The sequence below is a fragment of the Umbribacter vaginalis genome, assembly GCA_001552935.1.
Classification (GTDB): domain Bacteria; phylum Actinomycetota; class Coriobacteriia; order Coriobacteriales; family Eggerthellaceae; genus Berryella; species Berryella vaginalis.
Window position 1 is genome coordinate 169,077 of sequence record KQ959677.1, and the last position, 17,088, is coordinate 186,164.

Consider the following 17,088-nt stretch of genomic DNA (forward strand, 5'->3'; position numbering starts at 1 on the left):
CGTAGACACTACCGAATAAACGGACGCTTATAGAATGCAGATAAGATGTCGCGTTCGCGCTGCTCCATAACAAGAGCTTCATCTTCTTTCATATGGTCGTAGCCACATAAATGCAGCAGTCCATGTACAATAAGCAAACTCAGCTCATCGGTAAATGTGGTGCCGTATTCCTTCGTTTGCTCAAAACACACATCGGGCGCGATAATAACATCACCCAGCTCAAAAAGCTCGTCAGTGGGCCCAAAATCACCTGTTGTATCTTGAGCATCACATTCAAACGACAACACATCAGTTGGTCTATCAATGCCACGATAGCGCTTGTTTAAATCGTGAATAGTATCATTATCGACAAAACTAATGGAGACTTCTGTATTTTCAGGTAGGTGCTCTTGCTTCATAGCAAACAGCGCAAGCGCTTCAACATCAACGAAATCAAACACATCTCCACGATGATTGCACGCAATATGAACTTCCATATATACTCCTCATCTGCATATACATTAGTATCTTTACAACGTATTTCGCGCTTTATTATACTGCTCGCGCAGCACAATAGGAATTAAATCGCCTTTGCTCGAGTAGAGCGGGCGTGGAATTTCATGATAGCTATCGGTAAGCGCTGTATCATTTTCAACTAATACCAGCTCCTTTGTGCCAATGCGCGCATTAAAATCGGCTTCAAACAATTCCTCAGAGAGAGCACGAAGTATACTTGCCCGCATACGCTTAAGCGGCTCAGGTACTTGATTAGGCATATGGGCAGCTGGCGTTCCCGAGCGAACAGAATACGGAAACACGTGCAATTTACAAAATTGAGCAGCGCGAATAGCGTGCACCGTAGCATCAAAATCGGCATCCGTTTCCCCCGGAAAGCCAACAATAACATCCGTTGATAACGCAATTGATGGCATCAACGAGCGCAAACGTGCCACAAGATCTAAATACGTTTCAATCGAATAATCGCGCTCCATCGCTTCTAAAATACGCGTAGAGCCCGATTGCATAGGCAGATGAAGATGCCTGCAAATACGTCCTTTATGCTGCGCCATCAACTCAATAAGTTCATCATCAATATTTTGTGGCTCTACACTCGATAAACGAAAACGAAGCGGTGCTTGATCGCTGCTATGTATATCGGCGGTAAGCTCAAGCAATTTTTCTAGCAAACGCGCAAGTGTAATGCCTTCATAACAATAGGATCCAGTATTGATACCCGTAAGAACAATTTCACGCACTCCTGCTTGTGCGTAATCGAGCACTTCATCAATAACGTCGTACGCATTGCGCGATGTTGCTTTCCCACGAGCAACATGAACAATACAAAACGTGCACGCGTGATCACACCCATCTTGAATTTTAATACTCACACGCGTACGAAAATGTTCACCAACGCGCTGTGGACGCTGTGGCAGGCTTACGCCGGTGTCTGGCGTGCCGTGCTCCAATTCATCAGAAAAATAGTGACCATCCAACTCTTTTACGAGTGAAGCTTTAGGAATTACTTGTACGCGTGAATCAATGTCTGAAAATTCAGATGGATGAAGTGCACTTGCACACCCTGTTACCACAACGTGCGCGAAGCAATTATGCCTAAGCGCACTACGTGTTGCTTTGCGTGCTTTTTTATCGGCTTCTCCTGTAACAGTACACGTATTAATAACTACTAAATCGGCTTCATCAAGCGCAGACAACTCAGCACCTCGCGTCAAAAAAAGAGCTGTTAGTTGGTCTGACTCAACCTTGTTTACCTTACAACCAAGGTTAATAACGTGAAACTTCACACAAGCTCCTAGTTAAACACGTCGCGCAATTTTTCAAGAGGGCTGCGACAGTCGCTAATAGTTTCTTTTCGAAGTGCAGCAAATTGTTCGAGTAATTCACGTTGCTTCTTATCGAGTTTTTTCGGTATAACGATACCAATATGGATAAACAAATCCCCGCGCGCCTCACTTCTAAAACGAGGCATACCATGGCCTTTTGCACGAACGACTTGACCGTATTGACAGCCCTCAGGAACGTTGAAGCTTACAATTTCATCGGGCATAATACCCTCAATGGTCATTTTGCTGCCCAAACTTGCTTGAACCATAGATACATTTGTTTTAACGTGAAGATTATCGCCATCGCGCTCAAAGAGCGTGTCATCTTCAATGCGACACGTAACAATCAAATCGCCTGAATGAGCACCGCGCAAGCCAGCTTCGCCAAAACCACTTAAGCGCAGCTGCTGAGAATCACGAATACCAGCAGGAATTTCAACCGTAACTTTTTGACGATCGGGAACGCGACCTTGTCCATCGCATTCACTGCATGGCTTGTCGATAATACGTCCACAGCCACGACATTCTTTACACGGGCTTGTTGTTTGCATATCACCTAAAAAGGTACGCTGGACACTTACAACACGTCCGCTTCCATTACAATGAGGACACGTAACTTCTTTGCCATTTTCACCTAAGCCGCTTGCATGGCATTCAGGACAGGGCGATAAACGATCGTACACAATTTCTTTTTTAACGCCACATGCAACTTCTTTTAGCGTTAAGCGCAGGCCAACTCCCATATCACGCCCTTCACGGCGTTGCTGAGCATTCATGCCACCATTAAAAAACGTACTAAAGATGTCACCCATGCCGCCAAAAATATCATCAAAGCCGCTAAATCCGGCACTCTCTGATGCTGCTGATCCAGGAATAGTGCCAAAACGATCGTACGCTTGGCGCTTTGAGGAGTCTGATAACACATCATATGCTTCATTAAGTTCTTTGAACTGCTCTTCTGCACCTTCCGAAGAATTAACATCGGGATGCAATTTACGTGCTTTTGAGCGAAATGCTTTCTTAATTTCGCTTTCAGATGCATCGCGATTAACTCCCAGGATCTCATACAGATCTTTTGCCATAAACGAGCGGCCTCCTTAGTATTGGCACGTATTATGAATAATCGTACATACCATAACGATATACACTATCTTTCGTATTAAAATACTATTGTGCATCATTAAGCGCTTGAATAGCACTTTGCACCGCTTTGATTACCTTACTGTAATCAAGCCGTGTTGGTCCAATAACTGCAACAACACCTGCGTTATCTCCGCTTCCATAGCGTCCTGTTACTACTGAAACACCTGAAAGTGCGTCTTGTTTATTCTCGCTACCTATGCTCACTTGCAAGGTATTTGTGCACTGTGTCTGATTATGGTCGAGCATCTGGAAAAGCACGGTATCGTTTTCAAGAATTTGCATAAGCGGCACAATGCTTGCAGTGTCGCTAAATTCCGGTTTTTTAGCAAGACTTGACATACCTACACGATGCGATCGAGGTGCGGTTTTCTCATCGTGCAAGCATAACAGCACTGCTTCTAACACCTGTTGTTCAATACTCGTACGAATTATTCCCCGTTCATAAAGTATATGAAGATCGCTTTCCCTAAAATCATTACACGTATGTCCTACCAGAATGTTATTAAGACGCTCTTGCAATTCGCTCAGTTCTTGCGCAGAACACTCACATGAAAGCTCGATGTGCTTGTTTAAAACCTTACCATTTTTTGTAACAACAACAGCAACAATATGGATATCACTGAGCGCAACAAGCGTAAGTTGCTGTATAGGAGACTGATCGGCTTTCGGCTCGTATACAACCGATAAACAATCAGTAAAACTACTTAACGCACTCGAAGCTAATTCCAGCTTTTCGTCAAGTTCAAGCGCTTTGTTCTTCAAGTGTTGAATAAGAGCTGGAGAAGCGCTCGACTCTTGTAAAACACCTGATGCGATAAGGTCGTTTACAAAAGCACGATATCCTCTATCAGTAGGAACACGTCCTGCAGACGTATGCGGCTGTGAAATATACCCCTCATCTTCAAGGAATGAAAGTTCATTTCGGACGGTAGCAGGGCTTACGCCTAAACGGTAGCGTTGTGTGAGCGTGCGAGAACCCACAGGAAGTGCCCATGAAACGTATTCTTCAATAAGAAGTGCTAAAACACGTGCACGTCTATCCGATAACACTTGTCCTCCTTTCCTTGTAGACTCCTACGATTGCAATGCCATTCTAGCAATTGTCCAAGACGAGTGCTAACGAAGCAAGAAATCTCCTAAAAACTTACGTTTAAGGATACGTGTTACAAGTGCGTACAAGCAGTGGTGGTATCTTCAACAACGTGTTTTGAATGCAGATGAAACCATGGAAAATGCTTATGTGTTGAGATACATGGAAAAGAGAGAGTATGAAATCAGGTATAACGGTAATGGTGCGCTTACATACAGACACAACAGATACATACGCTAACAAGCTATTTACAAAGCGTTGTAAGGAGTACTGCTATCGAGTAAAGCGCTAAAAATTTCATTACCACACAACCAACCGCGCTCAGTGGGGACAAAGCGTCCGTTCACATGCGCACACAAGCCACGTTCTGCAAGTTCATCAAGAATTGCGCGCACGCGAGGAACAACGCTGCATGCTTCCTGAACAAATGCATCGCTTAAGCCGCACGACATACGCATACCGAGCATTGCATCTTCAGCATAGCGCTCAGCAAGCGTAAGCGAATCGATGCACACGCGATCATTCGCTTTCTGCAAAAAGCGCTTGCGGCCCCAGGAGCCTTGCTGCATGCTCACACTTCCCTCACCTAAGCCTAAGTAGCTGCGCGATGTCCAATACGCGCAGTTGTGTTCACACTCAAAACCGCGCTGCGCATAACTTGCTACTTCATAGCGATGAAAACCATTCTCTGTTAACAAGGCTTCTGCAATAAGCATATGACGTGCAGCTACATCATCATCAACATCGGGCATACGGCCTTGCGCTACACGCATTGCAAATGGCGTATTATCTTCTATGCTTAAAGGATATACGCTTATGTGTGTGATACCCAAATCTATTGCACGCTGAACACTGTGTGAAAATGATTCGTCACTTTGACCTGGAATTCCACACATAAGATCGATGCTTACCTTTGATACAGAGCGCTGTGCTATGCAGATAGCATCCTGCGCACGGCGCGCCGTATGAATGCGTCCAAGCAGCGATAAAATTGTATCGTCAAAGCTTTGAACACCCAAAGAAACGCGCGTAACACCACGGCTGGAGAGTACCTGTAACAGCTGGTCAGTTAAACTTTCGGGATTTGCTTCAAGCGTACATTCCAACGGATGATGCTTCAAATCACACAGATCAAAGAGCGCATCAAACACGCGCACTAAACGTTCAAGTCCCAAATAGCTGGGCGTTCCACCACCAACGTAGATTGTCTTAAGAGTGTCAAGTTCACCACGCTTAGCATGCTGATACAGCGCGTCTATAAGCGTTTGCGTGTACGTATCCATTGCTGGATTATCGGGCGCACTCGCACGCGTTTTGAAATCACAATAAGCGCAGCGCTTCGCACAAAACGGTACGTGAATGTACAACGCTTGATACGCATCGCTTACATCAGGCGCGTTCATCGCATGTCTCGCTTGTAACGTGTTCGTTTTCGTGGGCACGTTCGTGAACAGGCGCAGGTGCGCTTTCAGGTGTGGGCGCGGGAGTGGATGCAGAGTGTTTTGCTGTCTGTAAACAAACGGTGCTTGTCTGTTCTGAGGTGGAAGCTAGCTGACATTCAAGTTCGTCAAAAACATCCAGATAGTCTTGAAGCGTTAAGCAAGAACAAATGCGAGCGCGCGCATGCGTTGCACCAGGTAATCCCGATACATACCACATAGCATAGCTGCGCATTTTTTTCAGTGAAAAGTCAAACTGAGCAAGCATACGTGCATGAGTACGCGCACATTCAAGGCGTTCAGCAGGTGAAACGTACACATCGTGCGGAATATCTATTCCGCTGCGGTACGCATCTATTGCATTGCGAACACTGCGAAACACCCATGGATTTCCTTGTGAAGCGCGTGCAATCATAATGCCATCGCAATTCGTTTCTTTATACAGAGCAATTGCGTCAGCCCCGCCACGAACATCACCATTTCCGATAACAGGAATCGATACCGCCGCTTTAACACGCGCAATCGCAGCACGTGATGATACTCCCCGATACATCTGTTGCGCATAACGCCCATGAACCGTAAGTAATGAGGCGCCTGATTGCTCCATACGCTGGGCAAATGACACGCATGTTTCACGATCAAGGTAATAGCCACGACGAAACTTTACACCAACAGCGCAGCTTACACTATCACTCACAGCGCGCACAATGCTCGCAGCACGCGCAGGTTCTTCCATAAGCGCACTTCCGTCACCCTTGCTTACAATTTTTCGGGCAGGACAGCCCATATTGATGTCAATATATGCCAAATGAGTTCCAAGATGCTCCTGTACAAAAGCAGCTTCGTGAGCCATCACAGAAGCGTCATGTCCAAAAATTTGCACCGCAACATACGGCTCATGTGCGCCAAGGGCAATTAAGTCGAGCGTCTTTTCGCTGTGATATTCAAGGCCTTTCGTAGACACCATTTCCGTATACGCTAAAGACGCACCTGCTTGCAAAGCTAATTGACGATACACAACATCACTCACGCCTGCCATCGGTGCACATACAATCGGATAGCAGGCAAAAAAAGCCTCAAAATCAAACGGCTTTGGCTCTGATGCGTACCGAGCATCTGATGCTTGGTGCGCACTTGCACATGAACAATCAACATGCGTCATGTTAGTTTGCATAGACGGATTTTGTTGTTCTGAATATAAAGGTATGTCACGCGCTGAAACGCATGCGCAGGAAGGCGCACTATTCGTATGTGCATTTTCAAATCTTGACATTCAAATTCGCTTTCTGGTAAATCTTCAACGCTGTTAGTTATCCACTTTAAGAATTGCCATAAACGCTTCTTGAGGTACGTCAACATTGCCGATACTTTTCATGCGTTTTTTGCCTTCTTTTTGCTTCTCAAGCAGTTTTCGTTTGCGCGAAATATCGCCACCGTAACATTTTGCAAGAACATCCTTGCGCTTAGCACGAACAGTTTCGCGCGCAAGCACACGCCCGCCAACAGCTGCCTGGATGGGCACTTCAAACATCTGACGTGGAATAATATCTTTAAGTTTTTCAGTAAGAATGCGTCCTCGCTCGTAGGCTTTGTCTTTATGGATAATAAACGACAGCGCATCGACTGGTTTTCCAGCAAGCAAAATATCAAGCTTCACTAAGTTGCTGGGCTTATAGCCAAGAAATTCATAATCAAGCGATGCGTAGCCTTTGGTGCTCGATTTCAACTTGTCAAAATAGTCCATAATAAGCTCGGAGAGTGGCATTTCCCACACAAGTTCTACTGTTGTTGGCGAAAGGTAATTCATCGTAATAAATGTTGCACGCCGCGACACGCTTAAATCCATCACAGCGCCCACGTAATCGGGTGGTACTAAAATTTTAACGGTTAAATAGGGTTCTTCAATCTGTGCGATTTCACTTGGATCAGGCAGTTCCTGAGGCGAATGCAGGCAGATACACTCCTTATTGCGCAAATAGACTTTATACTCAACAGAAGGTGCTGTTGCTAACAAGTTCAAACCGAATTCACGCTCAAGCCTCTCTTCAATGACTTCCATATGCAAAAGACCTAAAAACCCTACACGAAACCCAAAGCCAAGTGCATGTGATTTTTCTTGTTCCCACACAAGTGCAGGATCGTTTAACGACAACTTCTCTAAAGCTTCACGCAAGGGTTCAAACTGATCGCCTTCGATAGGAAATAAACCCACAAATACCATCGGCTTAACATCACGGTATCCAGCAAGTGGCTCGCTTGCTGGTGTATCAAAATGCGTAATGGTATCGCCTACTTTCACAAGCGATACGTCTTTAAGCCCGGTAACAACAAATCCAACATCACCCACATTAAGTGATGGAAGCGAAAGTTCAGCAGGAGTTTTGACACCCAAATCTTCAATTAAGGCATCGTTATGAGTTGCCATAAATTGAATATGATCGCCTTGCGACAAATATCCATCAACAACACGAACAAAGGCAATAACGCCACGATACGGATCGAAATACGAATCGAAAATAAGCGCACGCAATGCAGCGTGCTGATCGCCTTGAGGAGGCGATACATTGTAGACAATAGATTCAAGTAAGTCTTGTACACCCACACCTGTTTTTGCAGAACAAAGCACAGCGTCTTGTGCTGGAATTGCAAGGGCTTCCTCAATTTGAGCTTTTACACGTTCAGGTTCGGCAGCAGGTAAATCAATTTTGTTAATGAGCGGCACAATATCGAGATTGGCATTCATAGCCATCATTGCGTTAGCAAGTGTTTGCGCTTCAACACCTTGTGTTGCATCCACAACAAGCACAGCACCTTCACAAGCAGCAAGCGAGCGTGACACTTCGTAGGTAAAGTCTACATGACCTGGAGTATCAATAAGATTAAGCTCGTATTCCTTGCCATCATGAGCCGTATATAATACCCGAACAGCCTGGCTTTTTATGGTAATGCCTCGTTCGCGTTCAATATCCATGCTATCAAGAATTTGCTGTTGCATATCACGCTTTGCAACACTGCCGGTAATTTCAAGAATGCGATCAGAAAGCGTAGATTTTCCATGATCAATATGCGCAATAATCGAAAAATTACGTATGCGTGAGGGATCATGAGCTGTTGAAGTTTGTTCTTTACGTGGCATGAATACTCCATCTCGTTTCTAGGTCGATTACCTGCGCATAACATGTATAATAAATACTACCATCGATGGAAAACCACCGATTGCTTAGAGCATATACGCAACCGTATTGCTAACAGCGTTCTATAATGTACCAAAGATTTCTGTGCTAATTATAGATAAACGATAAAGAATTACGGAAATATAAGCTACATTATTGAAAAAATATGTTAAAATTTTTGAGTTTTCGGTAAGAAACCCACGTTTTATGGAGGATTAGAGTGGCGAACATTAAGAGTCAAAAGAAACGCATTATCACCAATGAAAAAGCACGTTTGCGCAATCGTGCCGTGAAATCGGAGCTGAAAACTGCAACACGTCGAGTACGCGAAGCAGTTGCTGCTGGCGCAGGTCAGGAAGCATACCGTGCAGCTTTAAGCGCATGTCGCTTGTTAGATAAAGCTGTATCTGCTGGAGTTATTCACAAAAATCAGGGTGCTAATCGCAAATCGGGTGTTATGCTTCTTGCAAATACCATCGTAAGCCAAGCCGATCGCGATGCTTATGTAAAACCCGCAAAAGCTGAAAAGAAAACTGGCACCAGCAAGGCCGATAAAAAGGCAGCTCGCGCAAAAGAGCAAGAACAAGCTAATAAGGAAAAAGCCAAGCGTGTTGCAGATCACAAAAAAGCTGTGAGTGCTGCTGCAAAACGCAAAGCAGCTGAACCTAAACAGGAAGAGGAAGCTGCCGGTGAGGCTGAATAGCCTGCATTGGTGTATTATTCCCCACTCATTTTGGTCTCTTACGTTTACTAAAAAGCTCCTGGTGCGCAGGAGCTTTTCTCATATAAACTACGAGGCACAAAACACTGCGTAGATCGTGCTTTAGCCTACGTTATATAGAATGTAGCGTGCGCGCACCGTTATTGCACTACGCACCATGCTTATAAGCACTCTTGATACGCTGTAGCAGTATCTCTTATGCCTACGACAACGATGTAACTTCATAGCCTGCTTCAACGATAGCGCCGCGCAGCGTATCATCACTTACATTAGCACTGCATTCTATCTGAGCATTTTTATGTTCAAGACTTACTTCAACCTTTGTTACGCCATCAAGTGCTTCAAGCGCTTTGGTAACATGCGCAACACAGTGACCACACATCATTCCTTCGATTCCAATTGTTTTCTGCATAATAGTGCTCCTTTCATTATGATTAGCGCGCTTATGGGCGCCTGTGGTAGTACTTACAACACATGATAATGCAATCGGCTCAATATGAACATCGACACGTTGCATAGTGTCGCGTGTATTATTTGAAGTGCTTCGCGCAGGCTTAAAGCGACGTAAACGAAGTGCATTACTTACGACGCACACCGACGACATGCTCATCGCAGCAGCTGCAACCATCGGATTTAACACGAATCCGATGCCGCTTAAAACGCCTGCCGCTACAGGGATACAAAGCGCGTTATAGAACAATGCCCAAAATAAATTTTGCTTAATAATTCGCATTGTTGCGTGCGAAAGTGAAAGCAGTGTTACTACATCAAGGACAGAACTGTTCATTAAAACAGCGTCGGCGCTCTCAATAGCAATATTTTTGCCAGCGCCAAGAGCTATACCAACATCAGCACGCGCAAGCGCTGCAGCATCATTAATACCATCGCCCACAAACGCACACGGCTGCTGAGCTGATACACGTTTTACATACGCATCTTTCTCAACAGGGCTTACCTGTGCTTGAACAGTAGCAATGCCTAGTTCTCGCGCAATGACGCGAGCAGTGGTTTCATTGTCACCCGTAAGCATACTACAATGAACATGGTTGCTTGAAAGCAATTGAACAGCTTGAACGCTTGATGGTTTAAGAGTATCAGACAAAGCAATCACACAACGTATCGACACACCATCGCTTAAGAACAGCGCTGTTTGCCCTTTATGCGCTAAACTCCAAGCGCATTCAGCAAACACAAGAATTGCTTCTAACTGGCATATATCATAATCCACACATGCAGGTTCATGCTGTATTTGTGCGAGAATTTCACTTCTATGATCATCCATGATGCTTTGCTTAGCTACTAACGAAGCCGAAAGCACATCCTGGAAAGCATCAACTGCATGTTCGGTGTTAGTCTCCCCATTCCCACACCTGCGTTCAACAGCATCAAACGCACTATCGAACGCGCGCTGCAGCGAATCAGACAGTGTAAACTTATTTCCTAAACGAATAACACTTCCTTGGTAGCTCGCTTGAACACCACTTGATTCAAGTACGGCGACATCGTTGAGCTGTTGCAGTTCAATATCATGCTCTTGCGCATAGCTCACAATAGCGCGTGCAAGCGGATGATTAGAAGCTTGTTCCATGCTTGCAATCAGACTGAACACGTCACGTGGCGTCTCGGATGGCAGATGATACAACGCACATACGCTTGGATTTCCTGTAGTAAGCGTTCCTGTTTTATCAAAGACAATCTCTCGAATATCGCTAGCACGCTGTAATATTTCTGCATTTTTAATAAGGATTCCCAGTTTAGCACCGCGTCCTGTAGCTACCATCAGCGCAGTAGGCGTTGCAAGACCTAAGGCACACGGACATGAAATTACCAATACCGATACTGCGTGCACAAACGCAGTATCAAGCGATGCGCGCACGATCACAAGCCATACGAGAAAGGTAATAAGACTAACAGCTAATACAAAAGGAACGAAATATTTACTAACCGTATCTGCAAAATGCTGAATGGGTGCTTTAGTTGAAGTTGCATCGTCAACAAGCTCGATAATACGTGCCAAAAGCGTATCGTTACTCGTTTTTTGGATGCGCATATGAGCAAAGCCCGAAACACACATACTGCCTGCAAGCACTTCGTCATCTTGCTTCTTATCGACAGGAAGCGATTCTCCGGTAAGTGCCGATTCGTCGCACGTTGCAAAACCTTGTACAATAACACCATCAAGTGCAATCGTTTCACCAGGGAAAACGGCAATAGTCTGACCTACCTGAAGCTGATCGACTGCACATTTTTGCTGCGTTCCATCATCAAGAATACGGGTAGCATACGTAGGCGCAAGCGCGATAAGCGAATTAAGTGCCGATGTTGTTTTTGCTTTAGCGCGCGCTTCAAAATACTTACCAAGAGAAACAAGCGTTAAAATCATCGCTGCAGATTCAAAATAAATAGCATGTGAACGATGAAGTGCCAAGTCAATATGCTGTGATCCTAAATACCACAACACGACAAACAGCGTGTAGAGTCCATAGATTAACGCACTACCAGCACCTAAAGCAACAAGTGTGTCCATCGTGGGCGATTTATGCAAACACGCTTTCCAGCCGCGTTCAAAAAAATGCCAATTGAGGATAACAACTGGCAATGCACATAGGAATTGTGCAAAACAGATAATGCCCACGAACGCAGGATCGTAAAACGCAGGCGGAAGTGGCAAGAAAAACAAATGACTTAAGCAGATATACAACAAAGGAATACTGAAAAGTGCCGATATAATAAGATGCGTGCGTTGCTGATGAAGCTGACGTGCGGCATCTGCGCTCGAAGAGTTAGAAGCACTTGAAGCGTTGCGTGCGTTTTGTGTGCCTGTCTGGGGCAACGCCGCGCTTTCTTGTACCCCCGTCGAGCACGACAAGCCCGCTGTGTTCACAGCACCGCAACACGCGGCATTACTTGACGCGTCCCCAGCACCTGCTTGATCGTATGCGCTGGTAGATGGTTTGTAATTAGTAAGTGAAAACGACTGTGCAGAAGATTCGCGAGCGCCTTGAAACTGCGTTGGATACCCAGCATCAGTCACAACGCGACATACTTCCTGCTGATCAAGGTCTGTATTGCTTCCTGTTATAAGCATAGTACCTTTAAGCAAATTAACTGCTACATCATCAACACCACGACAACTACGTGCAGCTTTTTCTACACGTGCTGAACAAGCAGCGCAACTCATTGATGCAACATTAAACTTCATTTGCATACGCAATCTCCTTAACCGTGTCTAGAACATATTCGCGAACACACCGTGAAACCACTATGCAAACTGCTAGTTAAAATTAAACAGCTTTTGAGCGATACGATACCCTGTCATACCTATTGCTCTTCCTGTTTTTCCTGGTAAATTCATACCAACGTTAACAATATTTTTGCGAATATGCGGATAAGTTACCGGCTGCTTTTCTTTCAAATACAACCACACGTCTTCAAGTTTTGCTAATGAATCGGTCGTATTGATCATGCGTAAAAATACCGAACAAATACAAAACATAATCGCAAGATAATTCTCCATATACTTACGCAACTTGGGATTAAGCGAAATTGTATCAAGATTAATGGTATCAATCATCAGTTTTGTTACACGAATATGCTGGTCAATACGCGATTTCATAATATCTTCGTTCACGCTTTGACCTTCACGACCAATAAAATAGCGATACATGTCAACATTAAAATAACGAATTGTTTTTACAGCGACTAAAGGCACATACACAAAAATATTGTCAACGTAAAAACAATGCTCAGGCAATTGAAGGTGAACATCATACAACAGTTGTGTACGATAAATTACAGAATGCATCAATAGATACTGGCTTGGGCGAAATGAATTGATATCACTCCAGGTAAATATCTTGTCTTGAGGAAACACATTCGTATAACCCATAGGCGTTTGGGTGTGCTCGTATACTTTTTCATACACATAGTTGCCAACAATTAAATCAACAGGATGTTCAGTTTCTGCTTGCTCGTAAATGAATTGCATAATAGTGCGCATCGATGAAGTATCAAGCCAATCATCAGCATCAACAACTTTGAAATACAATCCTTTTGCACGCTGTAAGCCCGCATTTACCGCCGAGCCATGCCCTCCGTTTTCTTTATGGACAACGTGAATAAGATGCGGAAAACGTTGCTGCCACTCATCTAATTTGCGAGCAGTTTCTCCATCAGTCGAACCATCATCAACCGCAATAATTTCAATAGACGCATCAAGAGAAGTATCAATAGAATCGTCACGAGAAGCTGAATTATTACCATGTATAGTGCCACTATTCGGTAAACTTTCATCATCTTGCCTATGAGGCGCAATGCATGCAGCCTTGAGCGCGCTTAACGTGTTTTGATTATGTAAAGAGTTGCTCTCACGTGGAGCGCAATCGGCAAATGATAACAGCGATTTCATACACGTATCAATATACGGAGCAGCATTATAACATGGGATAACTAAGGACAATACTTTCACGTTTTACCACGCAACTTTCTTACTCATCTATTGAAAAAAGCACTCTGTTGTAGCACAATATGGTAACTTAAATACAGGCGCTTACGCACATAATCCTCATAGAAAAGGCAACTCCACTATGACTTCATTCATCGATTCGGTTATCCAACAAGCCAAACGTCATACTATGAAAATCGTGCTTCCTGAGGGAGGCGATGCACGCATCGAAGCTGCAGCGAAACAAGCAGCTCACGATGGCATAGCAGACATCAGCGTTATAGTAACAAACGATGAAGAGAAAAAACGCTATGCTCATGATAATACAATAACACTCATTGACGCTGCTACATATGAACACCGTACGCAACTTGCACAAAAATTGTATGAGCTTCGTAAACATAAGGGTGTAAACACAGCACAAGCTTTTGAAATGCTAGAAAATCCACTGATATTAGCTATGATGCTTACCCGTGAAGGGGTGTTTGATGGCGTTGTAGCAGGTGCTGCTCATGCAACAGCAGACGTATTGCGTGCTGCGTTGCAAATTATTAAAACCGCACCTGGCACGTCACTTGTAAGTTCGTTTTTTATGATGACTTTGCCTGCAAACAGCCCTTTAGGCGAGCGAACCCTGTTATTTTCCGATTGTGGTTTAAATATTGAACCAACTTCAGACGAACTTGCCGCTATTGCACTTGCTTCTGCGCAATCATTTCAGCAGCTTACAAACACAAAACCAGTTGTTGCACTCCTTTCACATTCAACGCACGGCTCATCGTTGCAAGCATGTGCCACGCGTGTTGCAAAAGCGTGCACGCTTGCACACACCATGAATAGCACCGTAACGCTCGATGGAGAACTGCAACTGGATGCAGCGCTTATCCCAGAAATTGCAGCTTCAAAAGCACCACATTCAAGTGTTGCGGGGCGTGCAAACTGCCTTATCTTCCCCTCTATTGACGCGGGAAATATTGGCTATAAACTGGTTGAACGTTTAGCGGGCGCCCAAGCATTTGGGCCTATAACGCAAGGATTAGCAAAGCCAGTTAACGATCTTTCACGAGGATGTAGCGCACGTGACGTCTATGGTGTTATTGCTATAACAGCACTTCAAGCTCAACAAAAACGCTAAAGCAAACCTTTAAGCACGCAAATACACCTTTTCTGCGCTCTTTACCGCTCCTTGTACGGCTCCCTTAGCTGCTACTTTTGCTGCACAATACGTTTTGTATCAAGCGCAATCATCAGCTCTTCATTGGTTGGAATAACCAAAATACGAACTCGAGATGTATCGCTTGAAATCTCGCGCTCGCGCGTTTTTTCTTTATTACGCGATTCATCAAGCTGGATTCCTAAGCTTTGTAAATCGGCAAAGACCAGTCGCCGCATAATAGGACAGTTCTCGCCTACGCCGCCTGATAATACGATAGCGTCAACACCACCTAAAAGCGCAATATATTGTCCCACGTAGCGTTTGATAGAAACCGCAAACATCTCATAAGCTAATTTGGCACGATCATTTCCCTGTTCAGCAGCATCATAAACGCTGCGCAGGTCGTTGCTTACGCCCGACACACCTAACAAACCCGATTGCTTGTTTAAAATATCGTTCATTTCCTGGGGCGAAAGATTCTCGCGCTCCATAAGATACGTAACAATCGCAGGATCAATCGAGCCACAGCGCGTTCCCATCATAAGCCCCTCAAGCGGCGTTAAACCCATTGAAGTATCAAGCGCTTTGCCGTGGTTGATGGCTGTAATAGAAGCACCATTTCCTAAATGACAGGTAATAAGCTTTAAATCCCACATGTTTTTGTGCAGGAACTGTGCAGCGCGCTGCGCAATATAGCGATGTGACGTTCCATGTGCTCCATAACGGCGAATATCGTATTTTTGAGCAAGCTCATAAGGAAGAGGATACGTATGGTATGTTGGTGCAAGATTATGAAAAAATGCAGTATCAAACACTGCAACTTGTGGCGTCGATGGGAGAAGCTTTTGACATGCTTCTATACCCATAAGCGCTGCGTTATTATGAAGTGGTGCTAGTTCAGCAAGCTGGCGAATTTTATAAATAACATCAGGTGTTATGCGCGCCGATTGAGAAAAATATTTTCCACCTTGCACAACGCGATGTCCGATAGCGTCAATTTCGTCAAGACTGTTCAGGATATGCTGTTTGGGATCACAAATATGGTCAAGTACTACTTGAAGCGCTTCACTGTGATTACGCATTGGTGTTGAAATTACTACTTCTTCTGCATCGACACAATGAATATGATTAGCACCTTCATTACCAACGCGTTCGCATAAACCACGAGCGATAACGCGCTGCGTTTCTACATCAATAAGCTGGTATTTTAGCGACGACGATCCAGCATTTAGTACAAGTATATTCAAAAAATACCCCTTAAATATGTATTTATAAACGCAAAGACGCAACTAAGCTTACACAACGAAAAATTCAACGCACCACCACGTAAAAACTACGCACAATACAAGCTAACAACTGCACTAACGCGATGGATTACCGCTGTTCATCGGCGCACCACCAAGCACATGAACATGTAAATGATGCACGGTTTGTTGAGCATCGTCATTCGTATTAGCGATAACGCGAAAACCCCGCTTAGTTAAGCCTTTCATTTCAGCAACATGCGCTGCTGCTGAAAATACATCACCCAAAACAGCAGGCGGTACGCTGTCGGCAAGTGAGTCGTAATGTGTTTTTGGAATAACAAGTACATGAACTGGCATTTGCGGACTAATATCCTCAAATGCAAGCACAGAATTGCTTTCATATACCTTCTTGCAGGGAATTTCGCCTGCAATAATTTTGCAAAATAAGCAATCGTCATGTGACATACACACCACTCCTTCAAGCAATACTTACAAAATCATACGCCAGCAGTACAAAGGATATACTCCGTCTGCGCAAAACACATCATACCTGCGCATACACGCATAACACAATATGAACGCGTCTGTCTTACGAAAGTGTTGTATCGCGCTGTTTATCGTCTTCATTTACTTCAAGCTCATCCATTAAAGATTCAACTTTAAAAGATGCTTGTGAAAGGCGGTTTTTAAGACTTTTCAGCAATGCAACACCGCGCTCATACTGAGCAAGACTGTCCTCAAGCTCTAAGGTATTGCTTTCAAGCAGCTTTACAATCGTTTGAAGCTCATCCATTGCCTGACGAAAACTAAGCTCATCAACAGGAGTTATTTTAGTATCCATACCTATATCCTCTC

The 17,088-nt window shown here is 44.4% G+C and carries 14 protein-coding genes; 2 read left to right on the forward strand and 12 right to left on the reverse strand.

Going from position 1 to position 17,088, the window contains the following annotated elements:
* Positions 1-8: 8 nt before the first annotated feature.
* From ybeY to lepA, 7 genes are all read right to left on the reverse strand, one after another.
* Entirely contained in the window at positions 9-476 is a 468-nt protein-coding gene (gene ybeY, locus HMPREF3190_RS02450) for an rRNA maturation RNase YbeY (RefSeq protein WP_066780032.1), read from the reverse strand.
* 33 nt (positions 477-509) lie between these two features.
* Positions 510-1,781, reverse strand: a complete 1,272-nt coding sequence (mtaB, locus tag HMPREF3190_RS02455; protein WP_066780034.1) for a tRNA (N(6)-L-threonylcarbamoyladenosine(37)-C(2))-methylthiotransferase MtaB — start codon at positions 1,779-1,781, stop codon at positions 510-512.
* Between the two features lie 8 nt (positions 1,782-1,789).
* Positions 1,790-2,902, reverse strand: a complete 1,113-nt coding sequence (gene dnaJ, locus HMPREF3190_RS02460) for a molecular chaperone DnaJ (protein ID WP_066780037.1) — start codon at positions 2,900-2,902, stop codon at positions 1,790-1,792.
* Between the two features lie 85 nt (positions 2,903-2,987).
* Complete coding sequence (hrcA, locus tag HMPREF3190_RS02465) at positions 2,988-4,013, reverse strand: heat-inducible transcriptional repressor HrcA (protein ID WP_066780039.1); 1,026 nt, start codon at positions 4,011-4,013, stop codon at positions 2,988-2,990.
* A 288-nt stretch (positions 4,014-4,301) separates the two neighbouring features.
* On the reverse strand, positions 4,302-5,456 hold the full coding sequence (gene hemW / locus HMPREF3190_RS02470; RefSeq protein ID WP_066780041.1) for a radical SAM family heme chaperone HemW: 1,155 nt from the start codon (positions 5,454-5,456) through the stop codon (positions 4,302-4,304).
* The gene (locus tag HMPREF3190_RS02475; protein WP_449676049.1) at positions 5,443-6,765 is read right to left on the reverse strand and encodes a tRNA dihydrouridine synthase; all 1,323 of its coding nucleotides are present in this window, start codon (positions 6,763-6,765) and stop codon (positions 5,443-5,445) included. The genes hemW and HMPREF3190_RS02475 overlap by 14 nt, the downstream gene beginning before the upstream one ends.
* 33 nt (positions 6,766-6,798) lie before the next feature.
* Entirely contained in the window at positions 6,799-8,628 is a 1,830-nt protein-coding gene (gene lepA, locus HMPREF3190_RS02480) for a translation elongation factor 4 (protein WP_066780043.1), read from the reverse strand.
* A 257-nt stretch (positions 8,629-8,885) separates the two neighbouring features.
* On the opposite strand from lepA, the gene rpsT reads away from it, so the two are divergent.
* Positions 8,886-9,368, forward strand: coding sequence for a 30S ribosomal protein S20 (rpsT, locus tag HMPREF3190_RS02485; RefSeq protein ID WP_066780045.1), 483 nt, complete (start codon positions 8,886-8,888; stop codon positions 9,366-9,368).
* 220 nt (positions 9,369-9,588) lie between these two features.
* Here rpsT and HMPREF3190_RS02490 read toward each other — a convergent pair whose 3' ends face one another.
* Together HMPREF3190_RS02490 and HMPREF3190_RS02495 are read right to left on the reverse strand one after the other, a co-directional pair.
* Complete coding sequence (locus tag HMPREF3190_RS02490; protein ID WP_066780047.1) at positions 9,589-12,594, reverse strand: heavy metal translocating P-type ATPase; 3,006 nt, start codon at positions 12,592-12,594, stop codon at positions 9,589-9,591.
* Positions 12,595-12,660: 66 nt separating this feature from the next.
* Positions 12,661-13,854: a glycosyltransferase family 2 protein gene (locus HMPREF3190_RS02495; RefSeq protein ID WP_449676051.1), complete on the reverse strand. Its 1,194-nt coding sequence runs from the start codon at positions 13,852-13,854 to the stop codon at positions 12,661-12,663.
* 118 nt (positions 13,855-13,972) lie between these two features.
* Here HMPREF3190_RS02495 and pta point away from each other — a divergent pair, with 118 nt between their 5' ends.
* The gene (pta, locus tag HMPREF3190_RS02500) at positions 13,973-14,965 is read left to right on the forward strand and encodes a phosphate acetyltransferase (RefSeq protein ID WP_066780049.1); all 993 of its coding nucleotides are present in this window, start codon (positions 13,973-13,975) and stop codon (positions 14,963-14,965) included.
* A 71-nt stretch (positions 14,966-15,036) separates the two neighbouring features.
* Here the strand turns inward: pta and HMPREF3190_RS02505 are convergent, their stop codons facing one another.
* The 3 genes from HMPREF3190_RS02505 to xseB all read right to left on the reverse strand — a co-directional run bounded on the left by HMPREF3190_RS02505 (position 15,037) and on the right by xseB (position 17,074).
* Entirely contained in the window at positions 15,037-16,233 is a 1,197-nt protein-coding gene (locus HMPREF3190_RS02505) for an acetate kinase (protein ID WP_066780050.1), read from the reverse strand.
* A 114-nt stretch (positions 16,234-16,347) separates the two neighbouring features.
* The gene (locus tag HMPREF3190_RS02510; RefSeq protein ID WP_066780052.1) at positions 16,348-16,698 is read right to left on the reverse strand and encodes a histidine triad nucleotide-binding protein; all 351 of its coding nucleotides are present in this window, start codon (positions 16,696-16,698) and stop codon (positions 16,348-16,350) included.
* Positions 16,699-16,822: 124 nt separating this feature from the next.
* Entirely contained in the window at positions 16,823-17,074 is a 252-nt protein-coding gene (gene xseB / locus HMPREF3190_RS02515) for an exodeoxyribonuclease VII small subunit (protein WP_066780054.1), read from the reverse strand.
* Positions 17,075-17,088 lie beyond the last annotated feature (14 nt).

Bases quoted from the DNA above. Each gene is read 5' to 3' on its own strand.
- ybeY (WP_066780032.1), bottom strand. From the start codon at position 476: ATGGAAGTTCATATTGCGTGCAATCATCGTGGAGATGTGTTTGATTTC.
- dnaJ (WP_066780037.1), bottom strand. From the start codon at position 2,902: ATGGCAAAAGATCTGTATGAGATCCTGGGAGTTAATCGCGATGCATCT.
- hemW (WP_066780041.1), bottom strand. From the start codon at position 5,456: ATGAACGCGCCTGATGTAAGCGATGCGTATCAAGCGTTGTACATTCAC.
- HMPREF3190_RS02475 (WP_449676049.1), bottom strand. From the start codon at position 6,765: ATGTCAAGATTTGAAAATGCACATACGAATAGTGCGCCTTCCTGCGCA.
- lepA (WP_066780043.1), bottom strand. From the start codon at position 8,628: ATGCCACGTAAAGAACAAACTTCAACAGCTCATGATCCCTCACGCATA.
- HMPREF3190_RS02490 (WP_066780047.1), bottom strand. From the start codon at position 12,594: ATGCAAATGAAGTTTAATGTTGCATCAATGAGTTGCGCTGCTTGTTCA.
- pta (WP_066780049.1), top strand. From the start codon at position 13,973: ATGACTTCATTCATCGATTCGGTTATCCAACAAGCCAAACGTCATACT.
- HMPREF3190_RS02510 (WP_066780052.1), bottom strand. From the start codon at position 16,698: ATGTCACATGACGATTGCTTATTTTGCAAAATTATTGCAGGCGAAATT.
- xseB (WP_066780054.1), bottom strand. From the start codon at position 17,074: ATGGATACTAAAATAACTCCTGTTGATGAGCTTAGTTTTCGTCAGGCA.